Source organism: Salipiger sp. D13, from assembly GCF_003703915.1.
GTDB lineage: Bacteria > Pseudomonadota > Alphaproteobacteria > Rhodobacterales > Rhodobacteraceae > Salipiger > Salipiger profundus.
The window spans coordinates 131,756-142,872 of the sequence record NZ_RAPJ01000011.1 but is presented as its reverse complement, the minus strand read 5'-3'; the positions used below and the strand labels follow the sequence as shown (position 1 = coordinate 142,872).

Here is an 11,117-nt window from a genome sequence, read left to right as displayed (position 1 = left end):
GAGACGACCATGAAGAAGACCAAGGCACTGCTTCTCGCCTCGACGCTCTGCGCCGCGGCTCCAGTCGCGGCGGAAGAGATCACCGCTTCGATCTGGTTTCCGGAAACCCACCCCCTGACACGCGACGGATACATGGCGCTGAAGGACACCATCGAGGAAACCTCGGGCGGCGAGCTGACCATGCAGCTCTACACCGGGACCTCGCTGCTGCCGCCGGTGGCGCACCTGTCGGGGCTGACGGATGGCATCGTCCAGATGACCTATCACGCGGGCACCTACACGCCGTCGGACCTGCCCGAGGACAACACCATCGCGGCGCTGGCCATCGGACTGCCCGACAGCATGACCGCGGCGATGGCGGTCGCTGATTTCTACATCAACGACGAGCAGATGCAGGGCATGTTCGACCGTCTCGGCATCACCTTCCTCGGGTCCTATGCCTCGCCTCAGTACGTCATGATGTGCTCGTCCGAGATCACGACGCTGGACCAGGTCGAGGGCAAGAAGCTGCGGACCCCGTCGCCGGTTCACGCCGCATGGGCGGAGAGCGTCGGTGCGGTGCCGGTCAGCGTCCCGTCGTCCGAGATGTTCTCGGGGCTCGAGAAGGGCCAGCTCGACTGCGCCATCAACGCGGCCAACGACCTCAAGTCGCGGTCGCTCTGGGACGTGGCCAAGTATACGACCCTGCTGAACTTCGGGCCTTATTTCGCGGGTTGGATGTATGGCATGGACCGCGGCGCATGGGGGGATCTCTCCGAGACAGGTCGCCAGACGCTGATCGACGCGATGCCGGCCAACATCGTCAACCTGACCGAGAGCTACATGGGCACCGTTGACGAGGCGCTGGCCGAGGCCCCGGATCACGGCGTGACCATCGACGAGCCCTCGGAAGAGCTGATCGCCAGCCTCGACGAGTTCAACGCGACCGAGGTCGACGGTCTTGCCGTCGAGACCGGTGAGCGGCTGGGGGCCGAAGACCCGGCGGGGCTCGCCGAGCGGTTCAAGGAAACATACGCCAAGTGGGAAGGCCTGATGGCCGACGTCCCGGCCGACGATCTCGACGCGATCGCCGAGCTGCTCCGGACCGAGGTCTACGACAAGCTGGACGTGACGAACTACGGGCTCTGATCCGACAACCAAGGAGGCGACGATGATGGCAGGGATCGACAGGGGACTCTTGTGGCTCTCCCGCGTGCTCATTCTGATTGCGGGGGCAGGGCTGGCACTGATGATGATCCAGACCGTGGCCGACGTCGTCGCCGACAACTTCTGGAACCATCCGATACCGGGAAACCTCGAGGTGATCTCGGTCTATCACATGGTTCTGGTGGTGTTCATGCCGCTCGCGTTCGTCGAGTGGCAGCATGAGAACATCCAGGTGGACCTGCTCTGGCGGATCATGCCGGGCTGGTTGCAGCGCGCGGTGCTGGTGCTGGGCTACGCGGTGAGCTCGGCCTTCTTCGCGATCCTCGTGTGGCGGACGTGGTTCGACGCCATGAATGCATTCGCGAAGAACGAGATGATGATGGGCAACGTCTACGTGCTGATCTGGCCCGCGAAATTCGTGCTGCCCATCGGCTTCGCCGGGATCTGCCTGATCTCGTTGCGACACGCCGTTCACGCGGCGATCGACCCGGCGTTTTCGCCAGAGCCGGCGGACCCCGCCGAAGGCCATATCTGAGACGGGAGCCGGAAAATTGGAAAACGTCACCATCGGATTCATCGGCCTCGGGGCCGGCATCCTGCTGCTGTTGCTCAGAGTGCAGATCGGCGTCGCGCTGGGCCTCGTGAGCTTCATCGGCATCGCGGTGCTGCTCAACATGCGCGCCGCCTGGGGGATCATCACCGCGATCCCGTTCAACTTCGTGGGCGACTGGAATCTGACCGCCATCCCGATGTTCCTGCTGATGGGGTTCATCGCTTCCGAGGCGGGGCTCTCGTCGGGACTGTTCCGCACCATGCGCATGCTGCTGAGCTGGCTTCCCGGCGGGCTCGCCGTGGCCAGCGTGGGGGCGAGCGCGGTGCTCGCGGCGGCTTCGGGTTCGTCGGTGGCGACCTCCTCGGCCTTCGCCCGCATCGCCACGCCGGAGATGCTGCGCTACCGCTACGATCCGGGGCTTGCCACCGGCGTGATCGCGGCGGCGGGCACCCTGGGCTCGCTCATCCCGCCGTCGATCCTGATGGTGCTCTACGGATACCTCGCGGAGGTCTCGGTGGCGAAGCTTTTCGCCGCGGGGGTCATGCCGGGAATCCTGACCGCACTGGTCTTCACGACGATGATCGTGCTGCGGGTGATCCGCAAACCGTCCCTTGCGCCCAAGGTAGAGACCTCTTTTACGCGGGCGGAACTGCTGGACGCGATCAAGGAGACCTGGGCGCTGCCGGTGATCATCCTCGGCGTTCTGGCCGGGATCTTCCTTGCGGTCTTCACCCCCACCGAGGCCGGCGCCGTGGGGGCCGCGCTTGCCATCGTGGTCGCGGCGCTGAAGCGGAGCCTGACGTGGGCGGTTCTGGCGCGGGGCTTCCGCCAGACGCTCGTCAGCACGGCGAGCATCTTCATGGTGGTGATCGGGACCTCGCTTCTGGGGCGCTTCATGGCGCTGTCGGGGGTGCCGGGCTTCGTCGCGGATGCCTTCATCGCGTGGGGGAGTTCGCCGCTGATGGTGATCCTCGCGGTGTCGCTGCTCTACCTGCTGCTCGGCTGTTTCCTCGACAGCATCGGGATTCTGCTGCTGACCATGCCGATCATCCTGCCGATGGCGCACGAGGCGGGGCTGGACCTGATCTGGTTCGGAATCATCCTCGTGAAGCTTCTTGAGGTCGGGCTGCTGACCCCGCCCGTCGGGCTGAACGTCTACATCATCAAGGGCGCTCTGGGCGACCGGGTCTCGCTGACGACGATCTTCCGGGGCGTGGGCTGGTTTGTGGCGGTCGATCTGCTGGTGCTTCTGGCGCTGGTGTTCCTGCCGGGAATCACTCTCTGGCTGCCGGGGATGATGGAGTAGGCGCGGGCCCTCTCGCCAGGTTTTCCGGCCGTCCGGATCACGAGGAACTGGCGCCTTCGATCACCGATCCTCTGCGCCGTATACGGCGTGGCCGGGCCTTGCTCGTGACGTCTTGCGGGCGGGCTTCCCCGTGCCTCTCTTGGATGTCTTGGGGTATGGTTCAACTATCTGACTTCAATATACAATAACCTCCAATCGCAGCGTTCCGAGCGCAGCGGTCCGGGGCGTATCGCCAGAGCGGATGGTTCGCCCTCGTCGACCGGCTCGCCGCGGCCTCACGAAACACGGCGCTTGCTTTGTCCGCAGACCGGGCGTATGTCCGGCGGCGGGACACCCCTCCCCAACGAGGGGCATCTATCTGGAAGGTTAGGCAGATATGGCTACCAAGCACCCGGCAACGCGGCCGGCCAACCCGCGTTTTTCTTCCGGCCCCTGTGCCAAGATCCCCCATTTCGAACTCGAGATGCTCGCCGATGCTCCGCTCGGCCGCTCGCACCGTGCCAAGGTCGGCAAGGACAAGCTGAAGGCGGCCATCGAGGGCACGCGCGAGGTTCTCGGGATTCCCGCTGACTACAAGATCGGCATCGTGCCCGCGTCGGACACCGGCGCCGTGGAAATGGCGATGTGGTCCATGCTCGGCGCCCGCAAGGCGACCATGGTGGCCTGGGAAAGCTTCGGCTCCGGCTGGGTGACCGACGTGGTCAAGCAGCTCAAGATCGACGCCGAGGTGAAGACCGCCGACTATGGCGAGATCGTCGACTTCGCCGAGATCGACTTCGACACCGACGTCGTCTTCACCTGGAACGGCACCACCTCGGGTGTGCGCGTGCCGAACGGCGACAAGATCCCCGCCGACCGCGAGGGCCTGACGATCTGCGACGCGACCAGCGCCGCCTTCGCGCAGGACCTGCCGTGGGACAAGCTCGACGTGACCACCTTCTCCTGGCAGAAGGTGATGGGCGGCGAAGCGGCCCACGGGATGCTGATCCTGTCGCCCCGCGCCGTCGAGCGCCTGGAAAGCTACACCCCGGCGTGGCCGCTGCCGAAGATCTTCCGCCTGACCAAGGGCGGCAAGCTGATCGACGGCATCTTCACCGGCGCCACGATCAACACGCCTTCGATGCTGGCGGTCGAGGACTACCTCGTCGCGCTCGACTGGGCCCGCAAGATCGGCGGCCTGCCCGAGCTGATGAAGCGTGCCGACACCAACGCCAAGGTGCTGTGGGACTTCTGCGACCGCAACGACTGGCTTGCGAACCTCGCCGAGGATCCGGCCACCCGGTCGAACACCAGCGTCTGCCTGAAGTTCACCGACGACCGCATCCAGGATGGCGGCGCCTTTGCCAAGGCCGTCGCCAAGAAGCTGGAAGACTACAACGCGGCCTATGACGTGGGCGCCTACCGCGACGCCCCGGCGGGCCTGCGGGTCTGGTGCGGCGCGACGGTCGAAAGCGCGGACGTCGAGGCGCTGACCCTCTGGCTCAAGTGGGCCTTCGAGACCGTGCTCGAAGAGCAGGCCGCGACCGCGTGAGCGTGACGGGTGGGCGGATCGCCCACCCTACCCATCCGAACAACGCATGAGAAAGGCGGGCAGGTTTGCCCGTCATCCCTCCCCGTATATCCAAAGGACCAAGCACATGGCTCCCAAAGTTCTCGTTTCCGACAAGCTTTCCGAAACCGCCGTCCAGATCTTCCGCGATCGCGGCATCGAGGTCGACTTCATGCCCGAAGTGGGCAAGGACAAGGAGAAGCTCGCCGAGATCATCGGTGACTACGACGGCCTCGCCATCCGCTCGGCGACCAAGGTGACGCCGACCATCCTCGAGAAGGCCACCAAGCTGAAGGTCGTCGGCCGGGCCGGCATCGGCACCGACAACGTCGACAAGGATGCCGCCTCGAAGCACGGCGTGATCGTGATGAACACGCCCTTCGGCAACATGATCACCACCGCCGAGCACGCCATTGCGCTGATGTTCTCCGTGGCCCGCCAGATCCCCGCCGCCGACGCCTCGACGCAGGCCGGCAAGTGGGAGAAGTCGAAGTTCATGGGCACCGAGCTGACCGCCAAGACGCTTGGCGTGATCGGCGCCGGCAACATCGGCGGCATCGTCTGCGACCGTGCGCGCGGCCTGAAGATGAAGGTCGTGGCCTATGATCCCTTCCTGTCGGAAGAGCACGCGGCCAAGATGGGCGTCGAGAAGGTCGAGCTCGACGAGCTGCTGGGCCGTGCCGACTTCATCACGCTGCACGTGCCGCTGACCGACAGCACCCGCAACATCCTGTCCAGGGAGAACCTCGCCAAGACCAAGAAGGGCGTGCGGATCATCAACTGCGCGCGCGGCGGTCTCGTGGACGAGGAAGCGCTGGCCGAGCTCATCAAGTCGGGCCACGTGGCCGGCGCCGCCTTCGACGTGTTCAAGGAAGAGCCCGCGACCGAGAACCCGCTCTTCGGTCTGCCGAACGTGGTCTGCACGCCGCACCTCGGCGCGTCGACCACCGAGGCGCAGGAGAACGTGGCCCTTCAGGTCGCCGAGCAGATGTCGGACTACCTGCTGACCGGCGCGGTGACCAACGCGCTCAACATGCCGTCGGTGACCGCCGAGGAAGCCAAGGTCATGGGCCCGTGGATCAAGGTTGCCGGTCACCTCGGCGGCTTCATCGGCCAGATGACCGACGAGCCGATCAACGCCATCAACATCCTGTATGACGGCGAAGCGGCGACCATGAACCTCGAGGCTCTGAACTGCGCGCTGATCGCGGGGATCATGAAGTCGATCAACCCCGAGGTGAACATGGTTTCGGCGCCGGTGATCGCGAAGGATCGCGGCATCCAGATCGCCACCACCAACCAGGCGCAGTCGGGCGTGTTCGAAGGTTACATCAAGGTGACCATCGCGACGCCGACGCGCGAGCGCTCCATCGCGGGCACGGTGTTCAGCGACGGCAAGCCGCGCTTCATCCAGATCAAGGGCATCAACATCGATGCCGAGGTCGGCGAGCACATGCTCTACACCACCAACGAGGACATCCCGGGCATCATCGGTATCCTCGGGACCATGCTGGGTGAGCACAAGGTGAACCTCGCGAACTTCACGCTCGGCCGCTCGACGCAGGGCGGCGAGGCCATCGCCATCTCCTACCTCGACGAGCCGATGAAGGAGAGCGCGGTGAAGGCGCTGAAGGACACCGGCCTGTTCCGTCAGGTGAAGCCGCTGCACTTCGACGTGGCCTGAGCCACCGTTTGAGGAAAGATCGGAAAGGGCGCCCCGCGTGGGCGCCCTTTTTCGTTGCCGCTCGCCGGAGGTGTGCCCCGGGCAATCCGCCATGCGGCCTGACATTTTCCACCGGCTCCCCTTGTTCCGCAGTGCGGCAAGGTCAACTAAGGGTGGCAGGAAAGGACATTGATCATGCAACCGATTTTCGCCGTGGGGGATATCCACGGGCAGCTCGACGAGCTGCACAAGGCACTCGACCACATCGCCAGGGATCCGGACGCCGAGGCGCCCGTCGTCTTCACCGGTGACTTCGTGGACCGTGGCCCGCAGAGCCGCGAGGTGATCGAGCTGCTCATGCAGGGGCAGGCAGAGGGCAAGCCCTGGACCTGCCTGATGGGCAACCACGACCGTTACCTGCTGCGCTATCTCGAGGACCCGAGCTACCAGGACCCACTGACCAGCCGGCCGCTCTACTACACCGACCCGCCGATCGGGGGCGACCAGACGCTCGCGTCCTACGGCGTGGACACCGATCCGCGCCGCTGGCCCGAGGACATCCACGCCGAGGCGCTCAAGGCGGTGCCACAGGCGCACCGGGACTGGATCGCCGGGCTGCCGCGCCTCCACGAGACCGACGCGCACATCTTCGTCCACGCCGGGCTGCGCCCCGGGGTGCCGCTCGACGAGCAGGTCGAGGACGATCTCGTCTGGATCCGCGAGCCTTTCCTGAGCGACGAGCGGGACTACGGCCGGCTGGTGGTCCACGGTCACACCGCGCTGCAGACGCCGCAGCTCTACCCGAACCGTATGAACCTCGACGGCGGCGCGGGCTACGGGCGGCCGCTGGTTCCGGTGCTGCTATTGGGCCGCGACGCGTTCGCGCTCGGACCCTTCGGCCGCGCCGGGCTTTAGGGCGCACCACGCGTCGTATTGCGACAGGAAGACCTCGCCCGAGAGATCCTGCAGGAAATGCGACCGCTTCAGGCGGTCCATCACCGGCCCCTTCACCTCGGTCAGGTGGAGGGTGATGTCCTGCTCGGCCAGCCGGCGGTTCAGCTCTTCGAGCGTTTCCAGCGCGCTCATGTCGACCTCGTTCACCGCCGGGAACATCAGCACGACGTGCTCGAGCCGTTCGCATTTCGCCACGCGCTCGAGCACGAGATCCTCGAGGAAGCGGGCGTTCACGAAGTAGAGGCTCTCGTCCACGCGCAGCGTCAGCACGCCGTCGAGCGTCTCCACGTCATGGCGGTTGATGTTGCGGAAATGGTGGGTGCCCGGTACCAGCCCGACCTCGGCCACATGCGGCTTCGAGGTCTTGTAGAGGTGCAGGAATATCGACAGCAGCACGCCCGCCGAGACGCCGATCTCGACGCCCACAAGCAGCGTCAGCACGATGGTCGCGGTGACGGCGGTGAAGTCGACCTTGGAGTAGACCCAGGTTTTCTTGAGGATCGAGAAATCCACGAGGCTGAGCACGGCGACGATGATCGTCGCGGCCAGCGTCGCCTTGGGCAGGAAGAACAGCAGCGGCGTCAGCACCAGCGTCGCGAGGCCGATGCCCACGGCGGTAAAGGCGCCCGCGGCCGGGGTCTCGGCGCCGGCGTCGAAGTTCACCACCGAGCGCGAGAAGCCGCCCGTCACCGGGAAGCCGCCCGAGACCGCCGAGGCGACGTTCGAGGCGCCAAGGCCGATCAGTTCCTGGTCGGGGTCGATGCGCTGGCGGCGCTTGGCAGCGAGTGTCTGTGCCACCGAGACCGACTCGACGAAGCCGATCACCGAGATCAGGATCGCCGGCAGCAGAAGCGTCTGCCACATCGACAGGTCGAACGACGGCGCCGAGAGCGGCGGCAGGCCGGTCGGCACCTCGCCCACCAGCTTCACGCCGCGCTCGTCGAGCCCGAAGCCCCAGGCCAGCAGCGTGGTGACCACCACGGCGGCGACGGGGCCTGCCTTGGCAAGGACATCGGCGAGGCGCCGGTTCAGTCCGGCCTTGAGCAGCAGCGGCTTCAGCCCCTTGCGCACCCAGAACAGAAAGGCGGTGGCGCCGATGCCGATGACCAGCGTGATGAGGTTGGTCTCGCCGATGTGCTCGCCGATCGAGATCACCAGTTCGACCAGCGTGTGCCCGCCCGCATCGATGCCGAGGATGTGCTTGAGCTGCGACGCGGCGATCAGCACGCCCGAGGCGGTGATGAAGCCGGCGATCACCGGGTGCGACAGGAAGTTCGCGAGGAACCCCAGTTTCAGCACGCCCAGAAGCGCGAGGAACACGCCGGATATGAAGGCCAGCGTGACAGCCGCCAGCGCGATGTCCGCCGGCTCCGACAGGCCGAGTTGGCCGATCGCCGTCGCCGTCATCAGCGACACCACCGCCACCGGCCCCACCGCGAGCGCCCGCGAGGTGCCGAAGAGCGCATAGGCCACCAGCGGCAGGATCGACGCGTAGAGACCCATCTCGGCGGGCAGTCCCGCGAGCAGCGCATAGGCCAGCGACTGCGGGATCAGCATGATCGTCACGATCACCGCCGCGACGAGGTCCGAGGTCGCGGTATCCCGGTCGTAGGTGCGCGCCCAGGACAGGATCGGCAGGTAACGGGAGAGGCGGGGGAGGGGCATGAGCAGCGTCCGGTCGTTTGGTGCGGGAAGGGCGGCGCGATCTGCGAGTCGCCCGTCGTTTCCCGCTAGATACATTCAATACATAGAATTTGATAGGGGCGAAACAAGAAAGCTTTCGTGACGACGTCAGCCCGGAGCCGCGCAACGGAGGGCCCCGGCCGTTCGCCGGGGCCCCGTGGGGATCAGCTGGCCGAGACCTTCTCGGGGCGGGCCATCCACTCATGGCCGCGCAGCATCGCCTTCCAGTAGACCGGCGGCAGGATCTGCTCTTTCAGGAGCCATGCGGCACGGGTGGGTTTGGTGCCGTCGATCAGCCATTTCGGGAAGCTCGGCAGCAGGGTGCCGCCATAGCCGAACTCGGCCAGCACGATCTTGCCGCGCTCGACGGTGAGCGGGCAGGAGCCATACCCGTTGTAGAGTGCGTGCGGCGAAAGCCCGTCGATGTCGGCGGCCACGTTCTCGGCCACGATAGGGGCCTGCATCCGCGCCGCCGCGGCGGTCTTCGCGTTGGGCGCGTTCATCACGTCGCCCAGGCTCCAGATGTTCTCGTAGGTCTTGTGGCGCAACGTTGCCGGGTCGACGTCGACCCAGCCGGCCTCGTCGGCAAGCGGCGAGACCCGGATGAAGTCCGGCGCGCATTGCGGCGGGCAGACATGCAGCATGTCGAAATCGACCTCGACCGTCGTGGGCTCGGTGTCGGGCTTGTTCACCGCGAAGGTCGCCTTGCGCGCGGGGCCGTCCACCGCCACGAGGTTGTGGAAGAAGTTGAGCGTCGCGTCGTATTTCTTCACGTAGTCCTCGAGCGCCGGCACGTAATCCTTCACGCCGAAGAGCACGCCGCCGGCGTTCATGAACTGGATGTCGATGCGCGGCAGGATGCCGGTACGGAACCAGTGGTCGCCCGACAGATACATCGCCTTTTGCGGCGCTCCGGCGCATTTGATCGGCATCGGCGGCTGGGTGAACAGCGCGCGGCCACCCTTGAGCCCCTTCACCAGCTCCCAGGTGTAGGGGGCGAGGTCGTAGCGGTAGTTCGAGGTCACGCCGTTCTTGCCCAGCGTGTCGACGAGCCCCTTGACGCGGGTCCAGTCGAGCTTGAGCCCCGGGCAGACGATCAGCCGGTCGTATTTCACCACCCGGCAGCCGTCGAGAATGACCGCGTTGTTCTGCGGCTCGAAGGCCGCGACGGCGGACTTGATCCAGTGTACGCCTTTCGGGATCAGGCTGCCCATGGTGCGGGCGGTGGTCCCGGCCTCGAAGATGCCGCCGCCGACCATGGTCCAGCCGGGCTGGTAGTAATGCACGTCCGACGGATCGAGCACCGCGATCGACAGGTCCGGCTTGCGTGCCTTGAGGCTTGCCGAGACGGCGATGCCCGCCGCGCCGCCGCCCACCACCACGACGTCGAAACGCGCGTCGCCGGTGTCGGTCGGGGTCTTGCCGCCGTTGACGATGCGGCGCACCACGCCGGCCATGTCGTAGCCGGCGTTTCTCGCGGCCATGAGGATCTCGGCGGGCTGCATGGTCTTTGCCTGCGAGAGAGACCAGAGCGTCGCCGAGCGGGTGCCGGTGCGGCAGTAGGCGAAGACCGGCCCCGGAAGCGTGCGCAGGGCACGGCCGAATTCGTCGGCGCTGCTGTCCTCGACCTTGCCCGAGACCACCGGCATGTAGCGGGCCTCGAGCCCGTGCTGCTTCGCGGCGGCCTCGATCTCCTCGAAGCTCTGCTGGTCGGCGCCTTCGCCGTCGGGGCGGTTGCAGATGATCGCGCGATAGCCGGCGGCGGCAATCCCGGCCACGTCATCGCGGGTGATCTGCGGCGAGACGGTGATGTCCTCGTTGATCTTCCTGAATTCCACGGCGCATCTCCTCCAAGCCGAAATCGGAACTGATGCGTTATATATTCACTGTATGGAATTTGTCATGTGGTGGAGGGTCGCAGGCGATCACCGTGGCGTGAGACTTGGCCTGCCGATGTCCGGAAGGCGGAACATTTCCGATGCGGGAAACGAAAAACGCCGCCCCGAGGGGCGGCGTCCGTTCGTCGGAAGGGGGCAGGATCAGAAGCCCAGGCCTTCGTACTTCTTCTTGAACTTCGACACGCGGCCGCCGGTATCCATGAGGCGCGAGGTGCCGCCGGTCCAGGCCGGGTGCACCGTCGGGTCGACGTCGAGCGACAGCGTGTCGCCCTCTTTGCCCCAGGTGGTGCGGGTCTGGTACACGGTGCCGTCCGTCATCTTGACGTCGATGACGTGGTAGTCGGGATGGATGCCCTTTTTCATGG

General features: G+C 66.1%; 9 protein-coding genes. 6 read left to right on the top strand and 3 right to left on the bottom strand.

Annotated elements, in window-relative coordinates; genetic code table 11:
- Positions 1-9: 9 nt before the first annotated feature.
- From D6860_RS20730 to D6860_RS20705, 6 genes are all read left to right on the top strand, one after another.
- A complete protein-coding gene (locus tag D6860_RS20730; protein WP_017466895.1) occupies positions 10-1,128 on the top strand; it encodes a C4-dicarboxylate TRAP transporter substrate-binding protein in 1,119 nt (372 codons plus the stop codon).
- A gap of 22 nt (positions 1,129-1,150) precedes the next feature.
- Positions 1,151-1,681 carry a TRAP transporter small permease gene (locus tag D6860_RS20725; RefSeq protein WP_017466894.1) on the top strand — a complete coding sequence of 177 codons (531 nt, stop codon included), beginning with the start codon at positions 1,151-1,153 and terminating at the stop codon, positions 1,679-1,681.
- Positions 1,682-1,697: 16 nt separating this feature from the next.
- Positions 1,698-3,005: a TRAP transporter large permease gene (locus D6860_RS20720; protein WP_017466893.1), complete on the top strand. Its 1,308-nt coding sequence runs from the start codon at positions 1,698-1,700 to the stop codon at positions 3,003-3,005.
- 376 nt (positions 3,006-3,381) lie between these two features.
- Entirely contained in the window at positions 3,382-4,536 is a 1,155-nt protein-coding gene (locus D6860_RS20715; protein ID WP_076623205.1) for a phosphoserine transaminase, read from the top strand.
- Between the two features lie 106 nt (positions 4,537-4,642).
- The gene (serA, locus tag D6860_RS20710; RefSeq protein WP_076623206.1) at positions 4,643-6,238 is read left to right on the top strand and encodes a phosphoglycerate dehydrogenase; all 1,596 of its coding nucleotides are present in this window, start codon (positions 4,643-4,645) and stop codon (positions 6,236-6,238) included.
- Positions 6,239-6,412: 174 nt separating this feature from the next.
- Positions 6,413-7,132: a metallophosphoesterase family protein gene (locus D6860_RS20705; protein WP_017468093.1), complete on the top strand. Its 720-nt coding sequence runs from the start codon at positions 6,413-6,415 to the stop codon at positions 7,130-7,132.
- On the opposite strand, the gene D6860_RS20700 is transcribed toward D6860_RS20705, so the two are convergent.
- The 3 genes from D6860_RS20700 to rpmE all read right to left on the bottom strand — a co-directional run bounded on the left by D6860_RS20700 (position 7,079) and on the right by rpmE (position 11,115).
- Positions 7,079-8,836, bottom strand: a complete 1,758-nt coding sequence (locus D6860_RS20700; protein ID WP_076623207.1) for a SulP family inorganic anion transporter — start codon at positions 8,834-8,836, stop codon at positions 7,079-7,081. The genes D6860_RS20705 and D6860_RS20700 overlap by 54 nt on opposite strands.
- Before the next feature lie 182 nt (positions 8,837-9,018).
- Positions 9,019-10,692 carry a bifunctional protein tyrosine phosphatase family protein/NAD(P)/FAD-dependent oxidoreductase gene (locus D6860_RS20695; protein WP_076623208.1) on the bottom strand — a complete coding sequence of 558 codons (1,674 nt, stop codon included), beginning with the start codon at positions 10,690-10,692 and terminating at the stop codon, positions 9,019-9,021.
- 201 nt (positions 10,693-10,893) lie between these two features.
- A complete protein-coding gene (rpmE, locus tag D6860_RS20690; protein ID WP_076623209.1) occupies positions 10,894-11,115 on the bottom strand; it encodes a 50S ribosomal protein L31 in 222 nt (73 codons plus the stop codon).
- Between the last annotated feature and the right edge of the window lie 2 nt (positions 11,116-11,117).

Excerpts from the sequence above, each read along its gene's own strand:
- D6860_RS20730 (WP_017466895.1), top strand. The coding sequence starts at position 10 with ATGAAGAAGACCAAGGCACTGCTTCTCGCCTCGACGCTCTGCGCCGCG.
- D6860_RS20725 (WP_017466894.1), top strand. The coding sequence starts at position 1,151 with ATGATGGCAGGGATCGACAGGGGACTCTTGTGGCTCTCCCGCGTGCTC.
- D6860_RS20715 (WP_076623205.1), top strand. The coding sequence starts at position 3,382 with ATGGCTACCAAGCACCCGGCAACGCGGCCGGCCAACCCGCGTTTTTCT.
- serA (WP_076623206.1), top strand. The coding sequence starts at position 4,643 with ATGGCTCCCAAAGTTCTCGTTTCCGACAAGCTTTCCGAAACCGCCGTC.
- D6860_RS20705 (WP_017468093.1), top strand. The coding sequence starts at position 6,413 with ATGCAACCGATTTTCGCCGTGGGGGATATCCACGGGCAGCTCGACGAG.
- D6860_RS20700 (WP_076623207.1), bottom strand. The coding sequence starts at position 8,836 with ATGCCCCTCCCCCGCCTCTCCCGTTACCTGCCGATCCTGTCCTGGGCG.
- rpmE (WP_076623209.1), bottom strand. The coding sequence starts at position 11,115 with ATGAAAAAGGGCATCCATCCCGACTACCACGTCATCGACGTCAAGATG.